The following is a 24410-nucleotide window of genomic DNA, read 5'->3' as shown; positions in this document are numbered from 1 at the left end:
CCCACCCCCTCAGCGCCGCGCCCGGAACGACGCCCAGTCCCCTCCCCCGATCACCGCCCCCGAGGCACGCAGCCTCGCCGCCACCGACGGCGCCGCGACATACACCCACGCGCGCGCAGCGGTCCCGTCCAGGAGGGTCACCTCGCGCTCCACGCGCTCGTACAGGTTGCGGGGGTCTCCCGGCGCGTAGTGCTCCAGTACGTCGAGACCGGCGAGGAGCCGTTCGTACGCCGCCGGGTGCGCGGCGATCAACTCGCCCCGCACCGGTCCCCCTTCGGGCTCCTCCACCAGGTACGGATAGCCGGGCCCTTCGTAGAGGAGTGCGCCCGCGAGCCTGGCGGGCACCTCGGTCGTGACGTTGCCGCGCAGGTGGACGTCGTGGTTCGGCTCCCCCGGCCGCAGCGTGCCGTACACGAAGAACGGCAGCCGGGTCTCGTACGTCGGCGTCATGCACCCGATTGTCGCCGGACCGGGCCGGACGCGGGCTGGACGCGGGGCGGAGGGGCAACCGGCCAGGCCGAAGGTCCTGACCTCCAGGTTTCCACCCGCTTACCCCTATCTGTTACACAACATCCCGCTTTTCGTGATGGATGCTTCCTACCGTCGGTAGAGCCATGAAGCCCACCCGCACCCGCCGCCGCCTCCTGTGCCGCGCCGCCCCCTTCGCCGTCGCTTCGGCCGTCGTGCTGGCCGGATGCGGCAGTGTGGACGGGCTCGGCGCGGGTGAGCCCGCGCCGTCCGTGTCCGTGCAGCCGCGCCCGGAACCGCTCTGGTCCGCCTGGTCCGGCACGTCGCCCCAGGCGCCCGGCGCCGAGACCGCCACCCACCAGCCGCCGCCGGAGCCTCTGGAAGGGCTGCCGAAGCTCGGCAAGGACGGGCTCCGCACGGTGGACTTCCGCGAGGTCCTGCGGGCCGATCCGCGGATGAAGCCGCTCGCCGACCGCGGCGAGATCTACCGCCCAGGCCGGGTGGGGCTCCGGCCGCCGCTCCGGACGGACCTGACGGGCGACGGGCAGCCCGAACTGCTCGTGGCCGCCGACACGGAGAGCGGACGCAGCGTCCTCACCGTCTACACGGAGCGCGAGGGCCGCGTCTACCCCGTCCTGTTCACCACGGGCAAGCGCATGAACGTCGAGACGCTCGGCCCGGACCTGTTGGTGCGCAGCCATTGCACGAACGGCGGCGAGCAGGCCGTGCGGTTCCACTGGGACGGCGTACGGATGTCCACGGTGAGCGACATCAAGAACTACAAGAACCACCAGCGCCACGAGAACAAACCTTCGGGCGGCACGGACGGACAGAGATGAAGGGCGTCGCCCGGCGCGCCCGCGCCGCGCTCAACGGCCTCGGCCTGCGCTGGAAGATCGCCGCGCTGCTCGCCCTCGGCTGCGCGGTCGTCGCCGTCGCCATCGGGGTCCTCGTCCACCAGGCGCGGCTCGAACAGGTCTCCGCGGGCGCCAGGTCCGGGGCCACCGCGCAGTTGGTGCGGGTGCGCCAGCTGTACGAGCTGACGGGGCAGGTCGACACCGACGACGACGCCGGTACGGACGCCGCCGTCGACGCCCCCGATCTGCCTCCGTCGCTGCGGGCCGCGGCCCTGGACGGGCAGCGGACCACGTACCTCGACATGGGCGCCGACGATCCCGTCGTATGGGCGGCGCGTCCGGTCGGCGGCCATGTGCTCTCCGTCCGCGAGTCGCTGGCCGATCAGACCGCCGAGATGGCGGAGTTCGACCGGCAGCTGCTCGCCTCGGGCGCCGTCGTCGTCCTTCTCGCCGCGCTCGGCGGCGCCGCCCTGGCCAGCCGGCTCAGCCGCGAGCTGCGGACCGCGGCGGCCACCGCCCGCCGCATCAGCCAGGGCGACCTGGACGCCCGCATCAACCATCCACGGCCACCGGGCGGCAGAACGGGCAGCGGAACGGGCAGCGGGGCGGGCAGCAAAACGGGCAGGGACGAGGTCGCCGAACTGGCCACCGCCGTCGACACGATGGCGGCGTCCCTGCAACAGCGCCTCGAAGCCGAGCAGCGCTTCACCGCGGACGTCGCCCACGAGCTGCGCACCCCGCTGACCGGTCTGCACACCGCGGCCGAGCTCCTGCCGCAGAGCCGGCCCACGGAACTCGTGCGCGACCGGGTCGGCGCCCTGCGCGCCCTCACCGAGGATCTGCTCGAAGTGGCGCGGCTCGACGCGGAGGTGGAGCGGCCCGACCTTCAGACGCATCCGCTGGACACGCTGACCGAGGGGATCGTGCGGAGGTCGGGATACCCGGTGCGGTTCGCGGTGGCGCCCACCGCGGACGGCACGCTCGTACGCACCGACGCGCGCCGCCTGGAGCGGATCGTCGCCAACCTCGTCGCCAACGCCCTCAGGCACGGCGCGGAACCGGTCGACGTGCGGGTGGCCGGGCCCGTGGTCACCGTGAGCGACCACGGGCCCGGCTTCCCCGCGCACCTCCTGAAGGACGGCCCGCGGCGCTTCCAGACCGGTGCCCGTGAGCGCGGTCAGGGCACGGGCCTCGGCCTGACGATCGCGCTCGGCCAGGCGCAGGCGATCGGCGCCCGGGTGGAGCTGCGCAACGCGGAGGGCGGCGGCGCGGTGGCGACGGTGCGCCTGCCGGAGGCCTAGCCGCCCTCATGGTGGTGATCAACTGCCGTACGGGCGGACCTCCTTGGCGCCGCGCAGCGCCCACGCCCACCAGTGGAGCTGGTCGAGCATCGACTTGGCGGCGGCGTTCGCGCTCGCCGGGTCCTTGTGGGTGCCGTCGTCGGCGAAGAGCGCGCCCGCGTTGTGGAAGGAGACGGTGTCGCGAATCGTCATGGTGTGCAGCTCGGCGAAGACCGGACGCAGATGCTCGACCGCGCGCAGGCCGCCGGAGAGCCCTCCGTAGGAGACGAAGCCGAGGGGCTTGGCCTGCCATTCGGCGCTGTGCCAGTCGATCAGGGCCTTGAGGGACGCGGGGTAGGAGTGGTTGTACTCGGGGGTGAGGACGACGAAGGCGTCGGCGGCGGCCAGCTTCGGGGTGACCTTGCCGAGTTCGGCGACCACTTCGGGCGACGGGTTGAAGGAGAGGGAGGTCGGCAGCTGAGATTCGGCCAGGTCGACGACGTCCACCTCGAAGTCCGCGTGCTCGCGGATCCGGGCCAGCAGCCAGTCGGCGACGATCGGCCCGAAGCGGCCCTCGCGGTTGCTGCCGATGATGACGGCGACGCGAAGGGGCGTGGGGCTTTCGGGGGTGGTGGTGGACGTGGAATCAGCAGCAGTCGTGTTCTGAGTCATGAGAAGAGCCTCATTGCTCAACCTTGGTTGAGGTCAAGCGATTCCCGTGGCGAGTTCGGCGGACGGCCGTGGTCGGCCGTGGTCGGCCGTGGTCGGCCGTGGTCGTCCGTGGTCGTCCGTGGTCGTCCGTGGTCGTCCGTGGTCGTCCGCTGGATCAGGCTCATCAGGGCCTCTCCCCCACGTCGTACCGTGTGGCCCATGACAACTCCCGCACCTCTGCAGCGCCTTGAGATCGACGGCCGGGCCGCCACCGCCGACCGACTGCTGTGGCCCGCTCTCGGCGGCACAGGGCACTTCACCGCGATGCAGGTCAGGGGCGGCGCGACGCGCGGGCTCGGGCTGCACCTGGCCCGGCTCGACGCGGCCACCCGCGAGCTCTTCGACCGGCGGCTCGACGGCGAATACGTCCGCGAGCTCATCCGCAGCGTGCTGCGCGACGACATCGCCGACGCCTCCGTACGCGTCCACGTCCACGCACCGGAGGGCGAGCCGTCCGTGACGGTCACCGTACGGGCGCCGGGCGAGATGTCCGAGAGCGCGCAGGCGCTGCGGGCCGTCCCCTACCAGCGGCCCTTTCCGCACATCAAGCACCTGGGCGGCTTCGGACAGGCCCGCCACGGGGACCTCGCCCGGCGCGCGGGCTTCGACGACGCGCTGCTCACCGCGCCCGACGGGACGATCAGCGAGGGCGCCGTCACGAACATCGCCTTCTACGACGGCTCGGAGATCGTCTGGCCCGACGCGCCCTGCCTGGTCGGCATCACCATGCGGCTGCTCGAACCGAGGCTCGCCGCCGCCGGTCTTCCCACGCGCCGGGCCCCGGTCACGCTCGCGGACCTCTCCTCGTACCAGGCCGCCTTCGTCACGAACGCGCGGGGCATCGCACCCGTGCGGCGGATCGACGGCACGGAGTTCGAGGTCGACGAGAAGCTGATGGGGACTCTGGCGGGGCTCTACGCCGACGTTCCCTGGGACGCCCTCTGAGGCGGAATCAGGTCTTTGAAGGTGCTCCGACGAGGTCGCGACGAGGTCGCGACGGGGTCGCGGCGGCCCCCTGGGTCACCCATTCACAGGCGCCGCGCACCCCCTTCGGACTCTTCTCCGCGACACGCCGGGTGACCTGCTGGAATGTTCCCGTCGAAGTGTCAGAAGCCGCTCCTCCACAGGGTTTCTGACCGGCCTTCAGGAGGCGTGGGCCGCCGAGTGCCACTTACCTCGGTAGAGCGGGGTTCGACCGACGCAGCGGCACTTGGAGGTGCCGCGGGCCGTGCCCTCTGAAGGTCCCTCGGAGGAGCAAGCACGATGCGCAAAGCCCGCCTGCTGACCACCGCCGCGCTCGCCGTCGCATCGGCGGGGCTGCTGGCACCCCCCGCTGCCGCGACCGCGTTCGCCGCCGGGGGAGGCCTTGAGGTCCATCCCGCCACGGTCATGCCCGGCTCAACGGTCACCGTGAACACCACCGCCTGCGGCAACGACGGCAGCGCTTCGGGCGATGCCAGCGCGGTGGGCGCGGGTACATTCACGCTCGCGCCCACCGCGCACAAGGAGACCGCGGTCGGGCGGTTCAAGGTGCCGCCGTCGGCTCAGCCGGGCACCTACGAGATCGCCGCCCAGTGCTCCGGTTCCGGCGCGGACGGCAAGCAGGTGGTGGGCGATCTGGTCGTGACGATCACCTCGACCGCTGCCGCCAGCGAGCAGCGTCAGGTGGCTCCGAAGGGATATGTGAAGACGGGGGTCGGCGGCGCTCTCGGCCCCGACCCCGTGCAGACCGCGGCGGGTGTGGCGGCGCTTGCCGTCGCCGCCGCGGGCGGTACCTGGCTCCTGCATCGCCGGGCGAGAGGCGACAGGATCTGACGGACACCCTCCGCTGTCCACCGGTACCGCCAGCCCCCTCCCTCTCCGGATCCGCCCGTCCCTCGCGGACCCGGAGAGGGATGCGGGGACCGGCCTCCCCGAACCCTGAGGGGGACGAGTCGAGTGATGCGCAGAAAGTTCGTCAACTCCGCCATAGGCGCGGTCACCGTCCTGGCGCTCTGCTCCGGTGCGTGGCTGCTGCGCAACGGCACCGAGTCCCATCCGCCGCCCCAGCCGTCCGCCGCGCAGGCCGCATCGGCCCATCCCCGCCCCGACCGCGCACCGGCCGCCGCGGCGCTCCCGCCGTCCCCGCCCGACCGGATCCGGATCCCGGCGATCCGGGTCGACGCGCCCCTCATGGGGCTCGAACTCACGCGGCAGGGCAGCCTCGACGTACCGCCTCCGAAGAAGACGAACCTCGCGGGCTGGTACGAGTCGGGGACGACGCCGGGCGAGACGGGCACGGCCATCGTGGCGGGGCACGTCGACAACGCCGACGGGCCGTCCGTCTTCTACGACCTGGGCGGCCTGACCCGGGGCCACACCGTCGAGATCGAGCGCAGGGACGGCAGCGTCGCGGTGTTCACGGTCGACGCGAACGAGGTCTACGACGCGAAGAAGTTCCCGGACGACAAGGTGTACGGGCGGGCGGACCGCCCGGAGCTGCGGGTCATCACGTGTGGCGGCAGCTATTCGAGGAAGACGGGCTACCAGGGCAATGTGGTGGTGTTCGCGCACCTGACGAGCGTGCGCTGACGTTCTCCGGGGACTGCGCCCTCTCTAGGCGAGCCACTGCTCGTACGCCATCTTGGCCACGAGCCCGAACACCGTGGTCAGCAGCACGATCCGTACGAAGCCGCTGCCCTTCTTCAGCGCGGTGCGTGCGCCGAACATGCCGCCCGCGAGGTTGAAGACGGCCATCAGGGCGGCCAGTTGCCACAGGACCGCGCCCTGCCAGGCGAACATCGCCAGGGCGCCTCCGTTGGTGCAGCAGTTGACGATCTTGGCGGTGGCGGAGGCGGACACCAGGTCGAGGTGGAGTACGGCGGTCAGCGCGAGCACCAGGAAGGTGCCGGTGCCGGGCCCGATGAGGCCGTCGTAGAACCCGATGCCGAGGCCCGCGAGGCCGATGGCGGCGAGGATGCGCTTGGGCGAGGCGGGCCGGGCGGGGGGCGCGGTGCCGAAGGCGGGCCTGAAGATGACGAAGGCCCCGACGCCGAGCAGCACCACCATGATCACGGGCTTGAGCACCTCGGTGCTCATACCGGCGGCGAAGAAGGCGCCGCCCATGGACCCGGCGAGCGCGGCGAGCCCGATCCGTACGGCGGTGGACACGTCGACGGGCGTCTTCCTGACGTACGTCACCGCGGCGCCGGCCGTCCCCACGATGGCGACGGCCTTGTTCGTCCCGAGGGCGTGCGCCGCCGAGGTCGACCCCGGCAGGCCGAGCAGCAGCGCGGGCAGCAGCAGGAGACCGCCTCCGCCGACCACGGCGTCGATCCAGCCGGCCGCGAGTGCGGCCACGCACAGGACGACGACGGCGGTCAGAGATATGTCGGGCATGGTCTAGACCCTATGGACGGGCTGATCACGCCGTCCACGAATTAAGGGAGAGTTGAGGGTCTTCAGAGGTTGCCCCAGAGCTTCCGTTCTCCGGCCCTAGGGCGCTGCCTGAGGTGCGGGAACCCCCGCCGGCGCGCGATCGGGGGCCGGTGGCGCCGCCGGGTCGACCGTGAGCGCGAGGACCGTGGCGACCAGCGCGCTCGCTCCGGCGAGGCCCGTCACCAGCTTGCGGCGGCCCCGCAGGGTCGGGCCCTGGGCCGGGCCTACGGGTTTGCGATGCCGTCCCATGTCGGCTCGGCCCCTCTCAGAAGGTGAAGCACTCGGCGTGGACGCGTTCTTCGGGCACTCCGGCCCGTACGAGGGCGGCGGTGGCGGAGGCGGTCATTCCGGGCGGCCCGCAGAGATAGACGTCGTGCTCGGCGAGGTCCGGGATCAGGTTGCGCAGGGCTTGGGGGGCGAGAGGGTCGAAGGAGGCGTCGGAACGGCCCAGCAGATAGTGCAGCCCCGCTCCCCTGCTCCGGGCGATCGCCTCCAGCTCCTCCCGCAGTACGAGCTGCTCGGCGCTGCCCGCCCGGTAGAGGAGGGTGATGTCGCCAGGACCGCCGGGCAAGGTCTCGAACAGCGCCCGCATCGGGGTGATCCCCACGCCTCCCGCGAGCAGCAGCACTTTCCTCCTCGTACGCCGATGCGCGGTCAGCGCCCCGAAGGGCCCCGTGGCGAGCACCCGTGTCCCCGGCTTCAGGCGCCGCATCCTCCGCGTGTGATCCCCGAGGGCCTTCACCGTGATCCGGAGGGTGTCGTCGCGCACGGGCGCGGAGAGCGAGAACGGCAGCGCGGTGCGCCAGAGTCTGCGCCGCAGGAAGCGCCAGCGGAAGAACTGTCCGGGTTCGGCCCGCAGTCCGTCGAGCCCGATGCCCTGCATCACGACCGACACGACGCCGGGCCCTTCGTCGCGTACGTCGATGACGCGCAGGCTGTGCTTCAACGCCTGCCGCACGGGTACGACGACGCGGTACCAGACCAGCAGGACCGCCACCGTGGCGTGCAGCATCGACCACAGCCACGCCGTCAGGATGCTGCCCGCCACGTCCGGCCCGGCGAGCTGGTGCACGAAGGCGAGCGCCGCGCCGAGATAGGTCAGCAGATGCACGGCCCGCCACGTCTCGTGCGGGACACGGCGCCGCATCGCGCGCGCCGAGGTGACGCCGACAGCCATGAGCAGGGCGGTCCCGACCGCGGCGAGGACGAGCCCTGGATAACCGAGCAGGTCGAGAGCGGCGCTGAGCAGGTCGGTGTCGGCGTGGGCCGCGTATCCGCACAGGGCGAGCAGAGCGTGCCCCAGACACAGGGTCAGTACGTAGCGACCGCCGAGGGCGTGCAGCCGCGCGAGCCGGTCGGCTCCGACGCCGTGCTCGACCGCGGGCACCCGGGCCATCAGGAACAGCATGACGAGAATGCCGTACCCGGCGAGCAGCCCGCTGAGGTGGGCGCCGGTCGCGAAGAGCACGTCGAGCCGGGCCGAGGGCTCGGCCTGTACGGCCCAGAGCGCGGTGACCACGAGGCCTGTGGCGAGGATTCCGTTGCGCAGGGCGGTGGGGGTGACGCGGATCGGGGGGACGGGGGGACGCGGGGGCGTCTTCGGCATCGGGGGAATCTGTACCTGCGGCCCCTCCGTCTGCCGCAGGTACGCGGACAGCGCGGGGTACGCGGCAAGTCGGGAATCGGCTACCTCGGTGGTCACCGCCGCAGACTAGGCGCGAGGCGGGGGCAGAAGTGGCTGGTCAGGGGGTTACCGCTGATCCTTAAGGCGGGCTTGAGGGTTGGCTCAACGGGGGTTAAGTCCCAGTGCCGAGGGGGGGAATGGGACGACCGTTTCGCCCGAGGCCGGATGCGGGGCGATCGGGCGCGTGAGGGGGAGAGGCCCGTTCGCCGGGAGGGGACGCGAGGTGGCCCTCACATCCCGTCCCGGCGCCCGCTGAGGGCAGCGTTCCCCCTGGGAAACAGTCAGGATGCGGTCGGGTAACACCGCCCCCGCACGCTGCCGTACATGACCTCATCTCCCCCGGGCTCGCCGAGCCCCCCGAGCCCGCCCTCCCGCGTGGTGGTGATCGGCGCCGGACTCGCCGGCGTCCGCCTCGCGCAGCGGCTGGGGGAAAGCACCTCCGCCGAGGCCGTCCTCATCGGCGACGAGCCGCACGCACCGTACAACCGCGTGCTCCTGGCCGAAGTCCTCGCGGGCCGCTACGGACCGGAGGTCATCGAGCTGCCCCGCACCCCCGGCGAGTTCCTCCGCACCCGCGCCGTCCGCGTGGACCGCGCGGACCGGATCGTGCACTGCGCGGACGGCAGCGTCGTCCCGTACGGCACTCTCGTCCTGGCGACGGGCTCGAACCCCGTGCTCCCGCCCCTGCGCGGCCTCTTCGAACCCGGCGCCACCGAACTGCCCCGCGGCGTGCACGCCTTCAGGACGATGGACGACTGCCTCGCCCTGTCCGGGGCCGTGCGGCAAGGCACAGGCCCGAGCACCCGCGTAGTGGTCATCGGCGGCGGCCTCCTCGGCGTCTCCGCCGCCCGCGCGCTCGCGGCCCGCGGCGCCCAGGTCGTCCTCACCCAGCAGGGCGACCGCCTCATGGAGCGCCAGCTCGACCCGGCCGCGAGCGAGCTCGTCCACCGGCATCTCACCGGCCTCGGGGTGGAAGTGCACACCGAGTGCCGGGTACGCGGCGTACGGCAGGCCCAAGGAGCGGTGCGGTCGGTGGAACTCTCCGACGGGTACGTACTCGGCACCGACCTCACCGTCCTGGCCTGCGGCGTCCGCCCCCGCACGGGACTCGCGCGGGCCGCCGGACTCGACGTACGCCGCGGCATCGTCGTAGACGACGAGCTGCGTACCTCCGACCCGCGCATCCGCGCCATAGGCGACTGCGCCGAGCACTCCGGCGAGGCCCGCTGCCTCGCGGCCCCCGCGCTCGAACAGGCCGACGCCCTCGCGGACTCCCTGATCTCCCCGCGGGCCGCACGCTCCTATACCGGCACCCGCGCCCTCACCCGCCTCACCCTGCACACCGGGCGCCCCGGCTCCGCCCCTCTGGACCTGGCGGCCTTCGGCGACCCCGAGCACCGGCCCGACGATGACGTGGTCCAGCTCGCGGACGCGACGCGTGGCACGTACCGCAAGGTCGTCGTGCGCGGTGACCGGCTCGTCGGCGGCGTGCTGCTCGGCGAGCTCACCGCCGTCGGCGCGCTCGCCCGCGCCTGGGAGGCCGACGACCCGCTGCCCGACGACGGCAGCCCCCTGCTCCACCTGCTCACTTACGACGGAGGCCTCTGACATGCCCACGGACACCCCCCGCCACAGCAGCGCGCACGACAACACCATCGTGCTGGTCGGGCACGGCATGGTCGGCCAGCGCTTCCTCGAAGCCCTCGCCGCACGCGGCCTCACCGCGACGCACCGCGTGATCGTCCTGTGCGAGGAGCCGCGGCCCGCCTACGACCGCGTACAGCTCACCTCGTACTTCGCGGGCCGCACGCCGGACGAACTCTCCCTCACGGACCCGGAGTTCATCGAGCGGCACGGTATCGAGCTGCGTGTCGGGGATCCGGCGGAGAGCGTCGACCGCGACGCTAGGACCGTCACGGCACGCTCCGGGCAGACCTTCGCCTACGACACCCTGGTCCTCGCGACCGGATCCTTCCCGTTCGTGCCTCCGGTGCCCGGCAAGGACACCACCGGCTGTTTCGTCTACCGCACCATCGAGGACCTGCTCGCCATCGAGGAGTACGCGAAGACGTACGCCACGACCGGCGCCGTCGTCGGCGGCGGACTGCTCGGCCTGGAGGCGGCGGGCGCACTGCGCGGGCTCGGACTCGCCACGCACGTCGTGGAGTTCGCGCCGCGTCTGATGCCGGTGCAGGTCGACGAGGGCGGCGGCGCGGCGCTCCTGCGCACCATCACCGGCATGGGCCTGAGCGTGCACACGGGCGTCGGTACCCAGGAAATTCTCAGCTCGGAGGGTGCCGTCAGTGGAATGAAGCTGTCGGACGGGCGGGAACTCGCCACCGATCTCGTGGTGTTCTCCGCCGGTGTCCGGCCCCGCGATCAACTCGCCCGCGAGAGCGGCCTTCTCGTGGGCGAGCGCGGCGGCATCTCCATCGACGAGCAGTGCCGCACCAGCGACCCGGACGTGTACGCGATCGGCGAGTGCGCCCAGGCGTCGGACGGCCGGGTCTACGGGCTCGTCGCGCCCGGATACGAGATGGCCGAGACCGTCGCCGCCTCCATCGCCGCCGAGGAGTCGAGCTTCACCGGCGCCGACCTGTCGACCAAGCTGAAGCTCCTCGGCGTGGACGTCGCCTCCTTCGGCGACGCGCACGGCGCGACTCCGGACTGCCTCGACGTCGTCTACTCCGACTCGCGCTCGGGAACGTACAAGAAGCTGGTCATCGGCGCGGGCGGCGAGCTGCTCGGCGGCGTTCTGGTCGGCGACGCGGAGGCGTACGGCGTGCTGCGTCCGCTGACCGGGAGCGTGCCGCCGGTCTCGCCCGAGCAGCTGGTCCTTCCCGCGGGCGCGGGCGGGCCGGTGGCGCTCGGCCCGTCCGCCCTGCCGGACTCCGCGGTCATCTGCTCCTGCCACAACGTCACCAAGGGCGCGATCCGCGGCGCCGTCACCGGGCACAGCTGCACGACCGTGCCCGAGGTCAAGAAGTGCACCAAGGCCGGTACGGGCTGCGGAAGTTGTGTGAAGGTGCTCGGCCAACTGGTCAACGACGAACTGGAGGCGTCGGGCGTCGAGGTCGACAAGGGCCTGTGCGGCTGCTTCGGCAAGACCCGCCAGGAGCTGTACGAGATCGTCCGCACCCTGGGCATCACCTCCTACCGGCGACTCCTCGACACCCACGGCCGCGAGTCCGCGCGCGGCACCGAGGGCTGCGAGACCTGCAAGCCGGCGGTCGGCTCGATCATCGCCTCGCTCGCCCCGACGATCGGCGCCGACGGCTACGTACTCGACGGCGAGCAGGCATCCCTCCAGGACACCAACGACCACTTCCTCGCCAACCTCCAGAAGAACGGCTCCTATTCGGTGGTGCCGCGCATCCCGGGAGGCGAGATCACTCCGGACAAGCTGATCGTGATCGGCGAGGTGGCACGGGACTTCGGGCTCTACACGAAAATCACCGGCGGTCAGCGCATCGACATGTTCGGCGCGCGGGTCGATCAACTGCCGCTGATCTGGACCCGGTTGGTGGATGCCGGCTTCGAGTCGGGACACGCGTACGGGAAGTCGCTGCGGACGGTGAAGTCGTGCGTGGGGCAGACCTGGTGCCGCTACGGCGTGCAGGACTCGGTCCGGATGGCGATCGACCTGGAGCTGCGCTACCGGGGCCTGCGCTCGCCGCACAAACTGAAGTCGGCGGTCTCCGGTTGCGCCCGCGAGTGCGCCGAGGCCCAGTCCAAGGACTTCGGCGTGATCGCCACGTCGAGCGGCTGGAACCTGTACGTGGGCGGCAACGGCGGCGCGACCCCGCGCCACGCCGACCTGCTCGCGCAGGACCTGTCCGACGCCGAACTGGTGCGCCTCATCGACCGGTTCCTGATGTTCTACATCCGCACGGCGGACCGCCTTGAGCGCACATCGACCTGGCTCGAGCGGATCGAGGGCGGCCTCGACCACGTACGAGACGTGGTCGTCCATGACTCGCTCGGCCTGTGCGCCGAGCTGGAGGCCCTGATGGCCGACCATGTCGCGCACTACCGCGACGAGTGGTCCCAGACCATCAACGACCCCGAGCGTCTCGCGCGGTTCGTGTCCTTCGTCAACGCGCCGGACGTCCCGGACCCGACCGTGAGCTTCGTCCCGGAACGGGACCAGATCAAGCCGGACCTGCCCCTCCTCACCATCGGCTCCCGCCCCCGCGACCTGGAAGGTGCCATATCCCGATGAGCGTTCAACTCCACCTGACGGACGGCTGGTTCGAGGTCTGCGACCGCGCGCTCCTCCAGCCGGGGCGCGGCATCGCCGCACTGCTCCCCGACGGCCGTCAGGCCGCCCTCTTCATCGACCGCACGGGCCGCGCGTACGCGATCGACAACCGCGACCCGTTCACGGGCGCGGCGGTGCTCTCGCGCGGCCTGCTCGGCGCGGCCGCCGGACGGCCGTTCGTCGCGTCACCGCTCCTGAAGCAGCGGTTCGACCTGGAGACGGGGCGGTGCCTGGACGACGATTCGGTGGCGGTGGAGACGCACGCCGTCCGCCTCGCCTGACGGCCCACCCGATCGCCTGAACGACCCACCCGAGCGACCCACCCGAGCGGCCCTACTTGACCGACCGTTCCAATATCACTTACTGTTCCTTCGTGGCCAGGACCAAGGAATTCGATCCGGACGCCGCGCTCCAGTCGGCCCTAGAGCTGTTCTGGCGGCGCGGCTACGAGGCGACGTCGATGGCGGACCTCGTGGAGGAGCTCGGTATCGGCCGCGCCAGCATCTACGCAACGTTCGGCAACAAGCACGAGCTGTATCTGAAGGCTTTGGAGCGGTACGCCGAGTTCCAGAACCCGCTCCTGCTCGCCGAGCTCTCACAGCCGGGCCCCGCGCTGCCCGCCGTCCGTGCGGTGGTGCGCCGCTTCGGGGGCGAGTCCTCCTCCGCCGAGGGGCGCCTGAACGGCTGTTTCATCACCAACACGGCCGCCGAACTCGGCCCGCACGACGAGTCGGCCGCCCGTTCCGTCGAGCGCAGCTGGGAGTACATGGAGACGCTGCTGCACTCCGCGCTCGTCCGCGCCCAGGCGCAGGGCGAGCTCCCGGAAGACCGTGATCCGCTCGCTCTCGCACGCATGCTGCTGACCTTGATGCAGGGGCTGCGCGTGGTCGGCAAGGCGTCGAAGGACGGCGCGCGACTGCGGGACGCGACGGAGCAGGCACTGGGCCTGCTCGACTGAACCCCGATTCATCACTCACACCCTTGATCCTTTTTCATGCCCTCATACTGAACCGATCGTTCAAGAAAAGAGTCCTGTCATGTCTTCAGCAGCTTCAGCGTCCTCGGTACCGCGCACGCGCTTCGCCGGCCGCACGGCCCTCGTCACCGGCGGCGGCTCCGGCCTCGGCCGCGCCATAGCGCTCGCCTTCGCCGCCGAGGGGGCGAACGTCGTGATCGCCGGGCGCACGGAAGGCACGCTCAAGGAGACCGTGGGGCTCATCGAGGATGCGGGCGGCACGGCGGTCGCCGTCACGGCCGACGTCTCGCGCTCCGCCGAGCTCGCGGCGCTGGTCGAGGCCGCCGTCGAGCGGTTCGGCTCCCTGGACGTGGCCGTGAACAACGCGGGCGTCCTGCGCGCCGGGCAGCCGCTCGCGGAGCTGCCCGAGGAGGACTGGCGGACGATGCTCGACATCAACGTCACCGGGGTACTCCTCGCCCTTCAGGCCGAGGTGAAGCAGATGCGTACACAGCCGGGCGGCGGGGCGATCGTCAACATCTCCTCCAACCTGGGTGCCCACCTCAGCCTTCCGGGCACCACCGGCTACGGCGCCACCAAGGCGGCCGTCTCCGCGCTGACCAAGGGCGCCGCCGCCGAGCACATGGGGGACGGAGTGCGGATCAACGCCGTGAGCCCCGGCTCATCCGACACCAGCATGTCGCTGCGCCAGGGCGAGAGCCTGGCCCAGCGCACGGAACGCATGAAGACCTCGTCTCCGCTCGGCCGCGTCTCGTCGACCGCCGAGGTCGCCGCCGCCGTGCTCTACCTCGCGTCGGACGAGTCGGCATCGGTGGTCGGCGCGGATCTGGTGATCGACGGGGGCGCCGCGGCCTGACACCCGCTCCAGGGCCCTACTCTCGGGTAGTAACGAGAATCAGCAGACGGGCGCCGAAGCCGAGGGAGCTGTGTCATGACGGGCTGGAACGCGAGCGACATCCCCGACCAGAGCGGACGCACAGCCGTGGTCACCGGCGCCAACAGCGGCATCGGCTACGTCACCGCGCGCGAGCTCGCCCGTCATGGCGCGCGCGTGGTGCTCGCCTGCCGCAGCGAGGAGCGGGGGGCGCGGGCGCTGGAGCGGCTGCGCTCCGAAGTACCGTCGGCGGACGCGGAGTTCAGGAGGCTCGACCTCGGGGATCTGGAGTCGGTGCGGAAGTTCGCGCAGTCGTACGACCGTGACGACGAGGGCGGCGGCCTCGATCTCCTCGTCAACAACGCGGGCGTGATGGCGCTGCCCTACCGGCGTACGGCGGACGGTTTCGAGACGCAGTTCGGCGTCAACCACCTGGGGCACTTCGCTCTCACCGGGCTGCTGCTGCCGCGCCTCCTGCGCACGCCGGGGGCCAGGATCGTCACGGTGTCCAGCGCGTTCCACATCCTGTCGAACATCGACATGAACGACCTCAACAGCGAGCACGGTTACCGCCGTTGGACCGCCTACGGACGCTCGAAGTCGGCGAACCTCCTCTTCACCCATGAACTGGCCCGCCGCCTCGCGGCCACCGGCTCCGACGTCGTGGCCGCCGCCGCGCATCCCGGCTACGCGGAGACGAACCTCCAGGCGGCCGCGCCCAAGATGGAGGGCCGCAAGGTCACCGAACGCGTGATGCGGCTGGGCAACCTCGTCCTGGCGCAGCCCGCGACGGCGGGCGCGCTGCCGTCGCTGTACGCGGCCACGGCGCAGGGTGTCCGCCCGGACTCCTTCACCGGACCGCGTGTTCTGGGGTGGCAGGGGGCGCCGGGGAAGTCCTGGCGGGCGAAGTGGACCCTCAACGATGCGGCGGGGGAACGGCTTTGGGCGGCTTCGGAGGGGCTGACGGGCGTGCGGTACGCCGCGTTGAAAGGGCGAAGCAATTCCACCCCCTCCACCGTTGAACGGAACCGCCGGATCAGTTCTGGTGCGTCTCGGGATATAAGTGCATGATTTAACGGGGGAATATTTCGATGTCGTACCGTCCTGCCGACTGGCACATACTCGATCTGGACAAGGATCCGACTCCAGGCGATCCGCAGCGGGTTCGTACGCTCGCGAAAAACCTGCACGACTTCGCCGACGACGTCTCGGGAGTGTTGCGGGACATCACCGGCCCCCGCCGACCCCACCCCCGTCAAAGAGGCGTGAAGATCCACCCCGCACACGCCAAGGAGCCGACAAAAGGGCGCGCGACCAGCCCGGACCCCACCCACGCTGGGCATCGCTCAAGCGAACGCACCCGCCTGGAGGGGCCCGCCCATGACCACCGTCTCCGCCGTCTCCGAAACCCCGGACAACCCCGCGGACGTCGATGACCCCCCGGACATCGAAGGTGCGGCACCCCCCGAGGACCGCCACCGCCTCACCGCCCTCCAGGGCCTCGCCGCCCTCTCCCTGGACGCGATGGCGTCGGTCGCCTACGGGCCCGAGGCCATCGTCCTGGTTCTCGCGGCGGCGGGCGGCCACGGGCTCGGCTTCACGCTCCCCGTGACCCTGGCGATCGCCGCGCTGCTCGCCGTGCTCGTCGCCTCCTACCGGCAGGTGATCGCCGCCTTCCCCGACGGCGGCGGCAGTTACGCCGCCGCGAAGACCCACCTGGGCCGCCGGGCGGGCCTGGTCGCCGCGGCCTCGCTGGTCCTCGACTACGTCCTGAACGTCGCCGTCGCCGTCACCGCGGGCGTCGCGGCGCTCACCTCCGCCTTCCCTGAGCTGTACGGCGACCGGGTAGGGATATGCCTGGCCGTCCTGGTCGTCGTCACGGCCGTCAACCTGCGCGGCATCGTCGACTCGGCGCGTGTCTTCATCGCCCCGACCGCCGTGTTCGTCGGAGCGATCCTGACGATGATCGCGGTCGGCCTGTTCCGCGAAGGGCCCCTCAGCACGGCCGCCGCCGACGGGCAGGCCTCGGCCCTCGCCGACAACGCCACGACCGTCGGCGCCCTGCTCCTCCTGAAGGCGTTCGCGTCGGGCTGCTCCGCCCTCACCGGCGTGGAGGCCATCGCCAACGCCGTGCCGTCCTTCCGCACCCCACGCGTCAAACGCGCCCAGCACGCGGAGGTCACGCTCGGCGCACTGCTCGGGGTGATGCTGATCGGCCTGTCCGTGCTGATCTCCCGCTTCGGCCTTCAGCCGGTCGAGGGCGTCACGGTCCTCGCGCAGCTCGCGGACGCGTCACTCGGCCACAACTGGGCTTTCTACGTGGTGCAGTTCGCGACGATGATCCTGCTCGCCCTCTCCGCCAACACGTCCTTCGGCGGCCTGCCGGTCCTGATGAGCCTGCTCGCCCGGGACAACTACCTCCCGCACGTCTTCGCCCTGAAGGCCGACCGTCAGGTGCACCGGCACGGCGTCCTCGCCCTGGCCGCCGTATCGGCGGGGCTGCTCGTCTTCTCCGGCGGCGACACCAACACGCTCGTGCCGCTCTTCGCGATCGGCGTCTTCGTCGGCTTCACGCTCTGCCAGACCGGGATGGTGCTCCACTGGCGCGCGGCGGGCAAGCCCGCGAAGGCCCTGCTCAACGGCTTGGGCGCGGTCCTGACCGGCATCTGTGCGGTGGTCGTCACGGCCACCAAGTTCACGGAGGGCGCCTGGCTGATCGTCCTTGCGCTGCCCGCGATCGTGCTCTGTTTCGAGGCCGTGCACCGCGCCTACCGCCGGATCGGCGAGGACCTGGGCCTGGGCCGTGTCCCGGAGCCCCCGCACCGCGACCACTCCTTGATCATCGTCCCCGTGTCGAACCTGTCCCGCCTCACCGGCGAGGCCCTGAACGCCGCGGTGTCGCTCGGCGACGAGGTGCGCGCGGTCACGGTCACCCATACCGACGCCGAGGACCGGCGTGCGTCGCAGGCGCTGCGCCGCGACTGGGAGCTGTGGAACCCGGGCGTCGATCTGGTGGAGCTGCCCTCCCTGACGCGTACGGTCGGGCGTCCGGTGTCGGCGTACGTAAGGAGGATCTACACGTACCACCCCACCACCCGCGTCACGGTCCTGATCCCCGAGGTGGAACCGGCCCACGTCTGGCAGCGCCTGCTCCAGAACCAGCGCGGTTCGGTCCTCGCACGTGCCGTCCGCCGGGACACGGACGCGGTCATCTGCCGCCTGCGGTTCCGCGTCGCGGCGCGGCGGGGCCGGTCCGACGCGTACTGACCCCGGCCTCGTACGTCGAAGGTCGCCCTGCCCGCTCATACGCCGAAGGTCGCCCTGCCCGCTCAGCTGTCCTGCGCCGCCGGCGCCGCGTCCGCGGGGATCGCCGCGAAGGCTGCGCGCAGGTGCCGGACGAGCGCGGCTCGCGGCCCGAGGCGGCGCACATGTCACCGCGGTGACCAGCGATCTCACGTGACGCAGACAGCCCGTCCCATAACCTCGTGCGGGGAGACCTCATCCGATGCCGCCGGGTGTCTCCACTTCGAGGAGGCGATGGTGACCGGAACAGGCGTGCGATGGCTCGCGGGCGTCATGATCGTGGCCTGCATGGCGCTCGTCGGCCCCAGCGCACCGGACGGCGTCCCCATCGCCGAACCACTGCCTGCCGACGCCCCCGAAGAGGTCGTGCCGAACCGGGTCATGACGTGGAACATCTGCAATCCCTGCGACGCGAGCGGGTTCAACGCGGGCCGCGCGGCGGACATCGCCGCGTACGCACCTCAGGTCATCGGCCTGCAAGAGGCGTGCGTGCGTGACGTCGAGAAGATCCGGGATCACCTGGAGTACCTGTACGGGCTCGTCTACCACGTCGAGTACGGCTCGGTTCTGCACAATTGGGGCCGCTGCGGGGGCGTGCCGTGGAGCCCGGGAGGCTTTGGGCAGGCGGTCCTCTCGGCGGCACCGATGACGAACCACGTGAACGTGGAGTACCCCGAGGGCGGTTCCGAGGACCGCGGATACATGGCGGTCACCACGCTCGTGGACGGCCGACCGGTCCGGGTCTTCAACACGCACCTGGCCCAACGGCAGCAGGAAGACGTCCGGGCGAAGCAGACCCGCGTACTCGCGAAGGAGGTCGCCGAGCACGACCGCACGATCGTCCTCGGCGACTTCAACGCGACACCGGAGGCCTCCGAACTCACCGGGATGTGGGGCCTTGCGGCGGACGCGGACCCCGGGTGCGGCCCGGCGGCCACCGGTACGTGCGAGCCGACGACCGACTGGCAGAGCAAGTTCGACTACATCTTCCTGCGAGGCTTCGTCTCGCTCGAACACGGCGTGCGTCCTTCCGAGTACTCGGACCACAGCCCGGTGCACGCCGATCTACGACTGACGTAGCGCACATGGCGGGGGCGACTCGACCTCGCCGGGTCGCCTCCGATTCTCCCTGCGCCAAAAGACCCGCCTGTCCCGCGAACCCGACATCTGGCACTACGGAGGGATGAAGAGATGACATGGCGTTCCGATGTGGCCGAGTTGCTGGCGGAGGCCGGCATCGTCGATGTGGACGTCGACGAAGCCGTCGCGGACGATCACACGCGGCTGTCCGCGTACCTACGCGTCGTCTCGGTGGCTGCCTCCTCACGCAGTCGCGACCGGGACCGCGCGATCGTGGCCACGATCCTGCGCGACCCCGACGAGTCGGCGGCCAAAACGGCGGTGGTCGCCCTCGTGGACGAGATCGCGATGAAGGCCACCGGCCCTGCCGAGTTCCGGCAGTGGTCGCACGAACTACTTCCGCACATCGACCAGTTCAAGGTGGAGGCATTCCGCGAGTTCATCCACCGCCGCATCCACGACTGGCTGCTGTACCTGTCCGTCAAGGACGGCCACGTGCCGACACCGGCCGAACTGGCGAAGGCCACGGACTGGATGCAGCGCTTCCTCGCCGAGACATCGACGTCGCCGGCGGTACTCGCCCTGATCGCCGAGTCGGCCAACACCAAGAAGACACGCAACATCGCGAAGAACCGAGCCGGAAGCCGCCAGCCGAGAACGGAATGAGTCGGCAGCGGCGTTCGGGGACGGATTCCACCGGGCCCATGAACGGGTTGCCGGTCTCCGCGGAGAATGCCGAAGGGGCAGCTCCCCCGCACAGGGAACCGCCCCTTCGTGGTGAACCGGAGCCGCCGTCGCATCGGTGAGGGTCGGGGACACGGCGACGGCTCCGGAGTCATACCGGAGGCCCGGAGACCTACCGGTGGTCGCTGCCCGCCGACTCCGACGCCGCGCGCCCCGCCTCAAGGCGGGCCACCGGGATGCGGAACGGGGAGCAGGAGACGTAGTCCAGGCCCACCTCGTGGAAGAAGTGCACGGACTCCGGGTCGCCGCCGTGCTCGCCGCAGACTCCGAGCTTCAGGTCCGGGCGGGTGGCTCGGCCGGCCTTCACCGCGTCCTTCACCAGCTTGCCCACGCCGTCCTTGTCGATGGTCTCGAAGGGGGAGACCCCGAAGATGCCCTTCTCCAGGTACGCCGTGAAGAAGCTCGCCTCCACGTCGTCGCGCGAGAAGCCCCAGACCGTCTGCGTGAGGTCGTTCGTGCCGAAGGAGAAGAACTCGGCGGCCTCCGCGATCTGGTCCGCCGTGAGCGCGGCACGCGGCAGCTCGATCATGGTGCCGAGCGCCAGCTTCAGCGCCACGCCCGTCGTCGCCTCGACCTCGGCGATGACCTGCTCGGCCTCCTCGCGGACGATCTCCAGCTCCTGGACGGTGCCGACGAGCGGGATCATGATCTCCGCGCGCGGGTCGCCCTTGGCGTTCTTGCGCTGGGCCGCGGCCTCGGCGATGGCCCGCACCTGCATGGTGAAGAGGCCGGGGATGACCAGGCCGAGGCGTACACCGCGCAGACCCAGCATCGGGTTCTGCTCGTGCAGACGGTGCACCGCCTGGAGCAGACGCAGGTCGTTCTCGTTGGAGTCCTTGCGGGACTCGGCGAGGGCCACCCGGACGGAGAGCTCGGTGATGTCCGGGAGGAACTCGTGCAGGGGCGGGTCGAGGAGACGGACCGTCACCGGGAGGCCGTCCATCGCCTCGAACAGCTCGACGAAGTCCCGCTTCTGCAGGGGCAGGAGCTCCTTGAGGGCCTCCTCGCGCTCGACGTCCGCGTCGGCGAGGATCAGCCGCTCGACCATCTCGCGGCGCTCACCGAGGAACATGTGCTCGGTGCGGCACAGGCCGATGCCCTGGGCGCCGAAGCGGCGGGCGCGCAGCGCGTCCTCGGCGTTGTCGGCGTTGGCGCGGACACGCAGGCGGCGTACTCGGTCCGCGTACGCCATGATCCGGTGCACGGCGCCGACCAGCTCGTCGGCGTCGTCGGCACCCGCGTGCATCCGGCCCTCGAAGTACTCGACGACCGGCGAGGGGACCACGGGCACCTCGCCCAGGTACACCTTGCCCGTCGAGCCGTCGATGGAGACGACGTCGCCCTCCTCGACGATCGCGCCGTTCGCGGAGGTCAGGCGCCGCCGCTTGGTGTCGACCTCGATCTCCTCGGCGCCGCAGACGCACGTCTTGCCCATGCCGCGGGCGACGACGGCGGCGTGCGAGGTCTTGCCGCCGCGCGAGGTGAGGATGCCCTCGGCGGCGATCATGCCGTCGAGGTCGTCGGGGTTGGTCTCACGGCGGATGAGGATGACCTTCTCGCCCGAACGCGACCACTTGATGGCCGTGTACGAGTCGAAGACCGCCTTGCCGACCGCGGCACCGGGTGACGCGGCGATGCCCCGGCCGAGCTGCGTCACCTTTCCGCCCTCGGTTCCCTCCGCGTCGAAGCGGGGAAACATGAGCTGCGCGAGCTGAGCGCCGTTGACGCGCTGCAGCGCCTCGGCCTCGTCGATCAGGCCCTGGTCGACGAGCTGCGTCGCGATGCGGAAGGCGGCACCGGCGGTGCGCTTGCCGACCCGCGTCTGCAGCATCCACAGCTGGCCGCGCTCGATCGTGAACTCGATGTCGCACAGGTCCTTGTAGTGCGTTTCGAGGGTCTCCATGATCTGCATGAGCTGGTCGTACGACTTCTTGTCGATCCGTTCAAGCTCGGCGAGCGGGACGGTGTTGCGGATGCCCGCCACCACGTCCTCGCCCTGCGCGTTCTGCAGGTAGTCGCCGTACACGCCCTGGTGGCCGCTGGCGGGGTCGCGGGTGAACGCGACGCCCGTGCCGGAGTCAGGGCCGAGGTTGCCGAAGACCATCGAGCAGATGTTGACCGCGGTGCCCAGGTCGCCGGGGATGCGCTCCTGGCGGCGGTAGAGCTTGGCGCGGTCGGTGTTCCACGACTCGAAGACCGAGCGGATCGCGAGGTCCATCTGCTCGCGCGGGTCCTGCGGGAATTCGCGCCCGGCCTCGCTCTTGACGATCTTCTTGAACTTCGTGACCAGCTTCTTCAGGTCACCGGCCTCCAGGTCGGTGTCGACCGTGACCTTCTTGGCCGCCTTGGCCGCCTCAAGGGCGTCCTCGAAGAGCTCGCCGTCGACGTCCATGACGGTCTTGCCGAACATCTGGATGAGGCGGCGGTAGGAGTCCCACGCGAAACGGTCGTCGCCGGACTGCTTGGCGAGGCCCGTCACCGACTTGTCGGAGAGCCCGATGTTCAGGACGGTGTCCATCATCCCGGGCATCGAGAACTTGGCGCCCGAGCGGACCGAGACGAGCAGCGGGTCATTGGCCTGACCGAGCTTCTTGCTCATCTTCTTCTCGAGGGCGTCGAGGTGCGCACTCACCTCGTCGCGCAGTTCGACCGGCTCCTCGCCACTGGCGAGGTAGGTCTTGCAGGCCTCTGTGGTGATCGTGAAGCCCGGAGGGACGGGCAGCCCGAGGTTGGTCATCTCGGCGAGGTTCGCGCCCTTCCCGCCGAGAAGGTCCTTCAGGTTCCTGTTGCCCTCGGTGAAGTCATAAACGAACTTCACGGCCGCATCGCCTGCATCGCTCGCATCGCTCTGCGCTACGTGGGGATCTTTGTTTTCCGACACGGGTCTCGACTCCTCGAGGACTCGGTGGCTGCCCTGACGGCGAGGAACATACCCAGATCGAAGGCACCTGGGTACGTCCACTTGCGCGTCATACGGCTGTAACCACCCGTCCGCCAGTAGATCGAAAGTGACTCGGCGGTAGCCCGGTCGGGGTTTGTTCGTTCAACTCTTGAATGCGATGACCTCTCAGGTGCGGCGATTTGCTCAGATGAGCAAGAGATACTCAGATGTGAGTTCACCTCGTGAATGATCGAGCAGTGGCACTGAGTGCCACCCCTTGGAGAAGTGCAATCGCCATTGAATCGCTCATCTGAGCGCAACCCCTATCAGGGGTGGCGAGAATCACGCCGTTTGAAGCGGCCCGATGTCAGCATCCGGACTCCGGATCGAGACGGACACACGGCCGTCATACGCCGAGCGCGGCCAGTCGCTCGTCCACCCTCTTCGGGGCGTACAAGTGCTCCACCACCAGCGTTCCCGCACCCACGAGGGCCGCGCGCTCACCGAGGCGCGAGGTGACGACCTCCAGATGAGCGGTCGAGCGGGGCAGGGCCCGCTGGTAGAGCAGTTCACGCACCCCGGTGAGGAACGGTGTTCCGGCCAGATCTCCGGCGATCATCAGGACGCCGGGGTTCAGGAGCGTGACAACGGTGGCCAGAACCTCACCCACGTGCCGCCCCGCCTCCCGCGCGAAGCCCACCGCCTCGGGGTTGCCCGCCTCCAGGAGCGCCCGCACATCCGCCCCCGAGGCCGCCGGAACGCCCGCCTCCCGCAGTCGGCGGGCCACCGCACGGCCACTGGCCACGGCGGCCAGGCAGCCGTAGGAACCGCACTTGCACAGGGCGGTCGCGTGCCGTGTGCCTGGCGCTCCCTGTGCGCCCTCGGCACTCCCGGCCCCCTCAAGCACCCTGATGTGGCCGATGTCCCCCGCGCCGCCGTCGATCCCCCGGTAGACCGCGCCGTCGACGACGACGCCCGCGCCGATGCCGGTGGAGACCTTGACCAGGGCGAAGGCCGAGCACTCCGGGTACGAGGCGCGCTGTTCGCCGTACGCCATGAGGTTCGCGTCGTTGTCGACCAGGACCGGGATACCGGCGGGCCCGCCCGTCTGTTCGGCGAAGGCGCGGCGCAGGCGGCCTCTTATGTCGTAGCCGTCCCAGCCCGGCATGATCGGCGGCTGGACGACGCGGCCCGTCTCGCTGTCCACGGGGCCCGGCACGGCGAGCCCGATGCCGCAGACCGACGCGGGGGCTCGGTCGGCCTTGCGCAGCAGCTCGGCGAAGCGGACACCCAGTTCGGCGAGGACCGCCTGGGGGCCGTCCTCGATCGAGAGGGGTCCCGCCTGCTCGGCGATGATCTCGCCGGTGAGGCCGAGCAGGGCGGTGCGGGCGTGCCGGGTCTCCAGGTCGGCGGCGAGGACGACCGCGTGGGAATCGTCGAACTCCAGACGGATGGACGGACGTCCGCCGAGCGGTGAGCCCGTCTTGTCGGGGGCACCTCCGGCGCCCTCCCGCAGCCAGCCCGCACGGAAGAGGCGGTCGAGGCGCTGGCCGACCGTGGCCCGGGAGAGTCCGGTGGCCTGCTGCAGGGCGCCGCGTGTGGTGGCCTGTCCGCTGCGGACCAGGTGGAGCAGGTCCCCGGCACCGGCGTGCTGCCCGCCCACGCGTCCCCCCGTCGCCCGCGCTCGCGCGGGCACCGTCGCCTGCGACTCCGCCCGCACCGCTATCCGCGTCTCCGCCTGTACTTCGCTGTCCGGCATCCACTCTCCCCTTGCGCTCATCAACTCCACGTTACATATTGAGTTTTGCGTGTTAAGTAGACGTAACTCTATGGTGGTCGAGACCGAACTGACAGAGCGTCGAACCCCTCGGGGA

Annotated in this window: 21 protein-coding genes; 14 read left to right on the top strand and 7 right to left on the bottom strand. The window is 70.9% G+C overall.

The features are described from left to right. Positions 1–9: 9 nt before the first annotated feature. Entirely contained in the window at positions 10–450 is a 441-nt protein-coding gene (locus tag ACFVXC_RS21645) for a gamma-glutamylcyclotransferase family protein (RefSeq protein ID WP_389907426.1), read from the bottom strand. A gap of 164 nt (positions 451–614) precedes the next feature. On the opposite strand from ACFVXC_RS21645, the gene ACFVXC_RS21640 reads away from it, so the two are divergent. Then, positions 615–1307 carry a hypothetical protein gene (locus ACFVXC_RS21640; protein ID WP_389907424.1) on the top strand — a complete coding sequence of 231 codons (693 nt, stop codon included), beginning with the start codon at positions 615–617 and terminating at the stop codon, positions 1305–1307. Next, positions 1304–2626 (top strand): ATP-binding protein, encoded by a 1323-nt coding sequence (locus tag ACFVXC_RS21635; protein ID WP_389907422.1) that lies wholly within the window; start codon positions 1304–1306, stop codon positions 2624–2626. The genes ACFVXC_RS21640 and ACFVXC_RS21635 overlap by 4 nt, the downstream gene beginning before the upstream one ends. A gap of 18 nt (positions 2627–2644) precedes the next feature. Here ACFVXC_RS21635 and ACFVXC_RS21630 read toward each other — a convergent pair whose 3' ends face one another. Then, the gene (locus ACFVXC_RS21630; protein ID WP_389907420.1) at positions 2645–3277 is read right to left on the bottom strand and encodes an NADPH-dependent FMN reductase; all 633 of its coding nucleotides are present in this window, start codon (positions 3275–3277) and stop codon (positions 2645–2647) included. A gap of 198 nt (positions 3278–3475) precedes the next feature. On the opposite strand from ACFVXC_RS21630, the gene ACFVXC_RS21625 reads away from it, so the two are divergent. The 3 genes from ACFVXC_RS21625 to ACFVXC_RS21615 all read left to right on the top strand — a co-directional run bounded on the left by ACFVXC_RS21625 (position 3476) and on the right by ACFVXC_RS21615 (position 5887). After that, positions 3476–4261, top strand: a complete 786-nt coding sequence (locus ACFVXC_RS21625; protein ID WP_389907418.1) for an aminotransferase class IV family protein — start codon at positions 3476–3478, stop codon at positions 4259–4261. Positions 4262–4579: 318 nt separating this feature from the next. Beyond that, positions 4580–5131: a hypothetical protein gene (locus ACFVXC_RS21620; protein ID WP_389907416.1), complete on the top strand. Its 552-nt coding sequence runs from the start codon at positions 4580–4582 to the stop codon at positions 5129–5131. A 126-nt stretch (positions 5132–5257) separates the two neighbouring features. Next, the gene (locus tag ACFVXC_RS21615; RefSeq protein WP_389907414.1) at positions 5258–5887 is read left to right on the top strand and encodes a class F sortase; all 630 of its coding nucleotides are present in this window, start codon (positions 5258–5260) and stop codon (positions 5885–5887) included. A 24-nt stretch (positions 5888–5911) separates the two neighbouring features. Here the strand turns inward: ACFVXC_RS21615 and ACFVXC_RS21610 are convergent, their stop codons facing one another. From ACFVXC_RS21610 to ACFVXC_RS21600, 3 genes are all read right to left on the bottom strand, one after another. Next, positions 5912–6694, bottom strand: a complete 783-nt coding sequence (locus ACFVXC_RS21610) for a sulfite exporter TauE/SafE family protein (RefSeq protein ID WP_389907412.1) — start codon at positions 6692–6694, stop codon at positions 5912–5914. 96 nt (positions 6695–6790) lie between these two features. Next, positions 6791–6982, bottom strand: a complete 192-nt coding sequence (locus tag ACFVXC_RS21605) for a hypothetical protein (protein WP_389907411.1) — start codon at positions 6980–6982, stop codon at positions 6791–6793. A 16-nt stretch (positions 6983–6998) separates the two neighbouring features. Next, entirely contained in the window at positions 6999–8435 is a 1437-nt protein-coding gene (locus ACFVXC_RS21600) for a ferric reductase-like transmembrane domain-containing protein (RefSeq protein ID WP_389907409.1), read from the bottom strand. 306 nt (positions 8436–8741) lie between these two features. Here ACFVXC_RS21600 and ACFVXC_RS21595 point away from each other — a divergent pair, with 306 nt between their 5' ends. From ACFVXC_RS21595 to ACFVXC_RS21555, 9 genes are all read left to right on the top strand, one after another. Continuing rightward, complete coding sequence (locus ACFVXC_RS21595; RefSeq protein ID WP_389907407.1) at positions 8742–10025, top strand: NAD(P)/FAD-dependent oxidoreductase; 1284 nt, start codon at positions 8742–8744, stop codon at positions 10023–10025. A gap of 1 nt (position 10026) precedes the next feature. Then, the gene (nirB, locus tag ACFVXC_RS21590) at positions 10027–12639 is read left to right on the top strand and encodes a nitrite reductase large subunit NirB (RefSeq protein WP_389907405.1); all 2613 of its coding nucleotides are present in this window, start codon (positions 10027–10029) and stop codon (positions 12637–12639) included. Further along, positions 12636–12959: a nitrite reductase small subunit NirD gene (gene nirD, locus ACFVXC_RS21585; RefSeq protein WP_389907403.1), complete on the top strand. Its 324-nt coding sequence runs from the start codon at positions 12636–12638 to the stop codon at positions 12957–12959. The genes nirB and nirD overlap by 4 nt, the downstream gene beginning before the upstream one ends. A gap of 92 nt (positions 12960–13051) precedes the next feature. After that, a complete protein-coding gene (locus ACFVXC_RS21580) occupies positions 13052–13636 on the top strand; it encodes a TetR/AcrR family transcriptional regulator (RefSeq protein ID WP_389907401.1) in 585 nt (194 codons plus the stop codon). A 79-nt stretch (positions 13637–13715) separates the two neighbouring features. Further along, positions 13716–14510, top strand: a complete 795-nt coding sequence (locus tag ACFVXC_RS21575; protein WP_389907399.1) for an SDR family NAD(P)-dependent oxidoreductase — start codon at positions 13716–13718, stop codon at positions 14508–14510. A 75-nt stretch (positions 14511–14585) separates the two neighbouring features. Next, entirely contained in the window at positions 14586–15599 is a 1014-nt protein-coding gene (locus ACFVXC_RS21570; protein WP_389907397.1) for an oxidoreductase, read from the top strand. Between the two features lie 309 nt (positions 15600–15908). Beyond that, entirely contained in the window at positions 15909–17795 is a 1887-nt protein-coding gene (locus ACFVXC_RS21565) for an APC family permease (protein ID WP_389907395.1), read from the top strand. Positions 17796–18065: 270 nt separating this feature from the next. Then, the gene (locus tag ACFVXC_RS21560) at positions 18066–18911 is read left to right on the top strand and encodes an endonuclease/exonuclease/phosphatase family protein (RefSeq protein WP_389907393.1); all 846 of its coding nucleotides are present in this window, start codon (positions 18066–18068) and stop codon (positions 18909–18911) included. A gap of 111 nt (positions 18912–19022) precedes the next feature. Continuing rightward, a complete protein-coding gene (locus tag ACFVXC_RS21555) occupies positions 19023–19577 on the top strand; it encodes a hypothetical protein (RefSeq protein WP_389907391.1) in 555 nt (184 codons plus the stop codon). Between the two features lie 190 nt (positions 19578–19767). On the opposite strand, the gene ppdK is transcribed toward ACFVXC_RS21555, so the two are convergent. Then, positions 19768–22536 (bottom strand): pyruvate, phosphate dikinase, encoded by a 2769-nt coding sequence (gene ppdK, locus ACFVXC_RS21550; RefSeq protein ID WP_389907389.1) that lies wholly within the window; start codon positions 22534–22536, stop codon positions 19768–19770. A 406-nt stretch (positions 22537–22942) separates the two neighbouring features. After that, complete coding sequence (locus ACFVXC_RS21545; protein WP_389907387.1) at positions 22943–24316, bottom strand: ROK family protein; 1374 nt, start codon at positions 24314–24316, stop codon at positions 22943–22945. Positions 24317–24410 lie beyond the last annotated feature (94 nt).

Source organism: Streptomyces sp. NPDC058257 (genome assembly GCF_042881845.1).
Classification (GTDB): Bacteria; Actinomycetota; Actinomycetes; order Streptomycetales; family Streptomycetaceae; genus Streptomyces.
This window is presented reverse-complemented; position numbering and strand designations above follow the sequence as displayed.

What these genes read in the sequence shown, in the direction of transcription:
- ACFVXC_RS21645 (WP_389907426.1), bottom strand. Translation starts at nt 450, where the DNA reads ATGACGCCGACGTACGAGACCCGGCTGCCGTTCTTCGTGTACGGCACG.
- ACFVXC_RS21640 (WP_389907424.1), top strand. Translation starts at nt 615, where the DNA reads ATGAAGCCCACCCGCACCCGCCGCCGCCTCCTGTGCCGCGCCGCCCCC.
- ACFVXC_RS21635 (WP_389907422.1), top strand. Translation starts at nt 1,304, where the DNA reads ATGAAGGGCGTCGCCCGGCGCGCCCGCGCCGCGCTCAACGGCCTCGGC.
- ACFVXC_RS21630 (WP_389907420.1), bottom strand. Translation starts at nt 3,277, where the DNA reads ATGACTCAGAACACGACTGCTGCTGATTCCACGTCCACCACCACCCCC.
- ACFVXC_RS21625 (WP_389907418.1), top strand. Translation starts at nt 3,476, where the DNA reads ATGACAACTCCCGCACCTCTGCAGCGCCTTGAGATCGACGGCCGGGCC.
- ACFVXC_RS21620 (WP_389907416.1), top strand. Translation starts at nt 4,580, where the DNA reads ATGCGCAAAGCCCGCCTGCTGACCACCGCCGCGCTCGCCGTCGCATCG.
- ACFVXC_RS21615 (WP_389907414.1), top strand. Translation starts at nt 5,258, where the DNA reads ATGCGCAGAAAGTTCGTCAACTCCGCCATAGGCGCGGTCACCGTCCTG.
- ACFVXC_RS21610 (WP_389907412.1), bottom strand. Translation starts at nt 6,694, where the DNA reads ATGCCCGACATATCTCTGACCGCCGTCGTCGTCCTGTGCGTGGCCGCA.
- ACFVXC_RS21605 (WP_389907411.1), bottom strand. Translation starts at nt 6,982, where the DNA reads ATGGGACGGCATCGCAAACCCGTAGGCCCGGCCCAGGGCCCGACCCTG.
- ACFVXC_RS21595 (WP_389907407.1), top strand. Translation starts at nt 8,742, where the DNA reads ATGACCTCATCTCCCCCGGGCTCGCCGAGCCCCCCGAGCCCGCCCTCC.
- nirB (WP_389907405.1), top strand. Translation starts at nt 10,027, where the DNA reads ATGCCCACGGACACCCCCCGCCACAGCAGCGCGCACGACAACACCATC.
- nirD (WP_389907403.1), top strand. Translation starts at nt 12,636, where the DNA reads ATGAGCGTTCAACTCCACCTGACGGACGGCTGGTTCGAGGTCTGCGAC.
- ACFVXC_RS21575 (WP_389907399.1), top strand. Translation starts at nt 13,716, where the DNA reads ATGTCTTCAGCAGCTTCAGCGTCCTCGGTACCGCGCACGCGCTTCGCC.
- ACFVXC_RS21570 (WP_389907397.1), top strand. Translation starts at nt 14,586, where the DNA reads ATGACGGGCTGGAACGCGAGCGACATCCCCGACCAGAGCGGACGCACA.
- ACFVXC_RS21565 (WP_389907395.1), top strand. Translation starts at nt 15,909, where the DNA reads ATGACCACCGTCTCCGCCGTCTCCGAAACCCCGGACAACCCCGCGGAC.
- ACFVXC_RS21560 (WP_389907393.1), top strand. Translation starts at nt 18,066, where the DNA reads ATGGTGACCGGAACAGGCGTGCGATGGCTCGCGGGCGTCATGATCGTG.
- ACFVXC_RS21555 (WP_389907391.1), top strand. Translation starts at nt 19,023, where the DNA reads ATGACATGGCGTTCCGATGTGGCCGAGTTGCTGGCGGAGGCCGGCATC.
- ACFVXC_RS21545 (WP_389907387.1), bottom strand. Translation starts at nt 24,316, where the DNA reads ATGAGCGCAAGGGGAGAGTGGATGCCGGACAGCGAAGTACAGGCGGAG.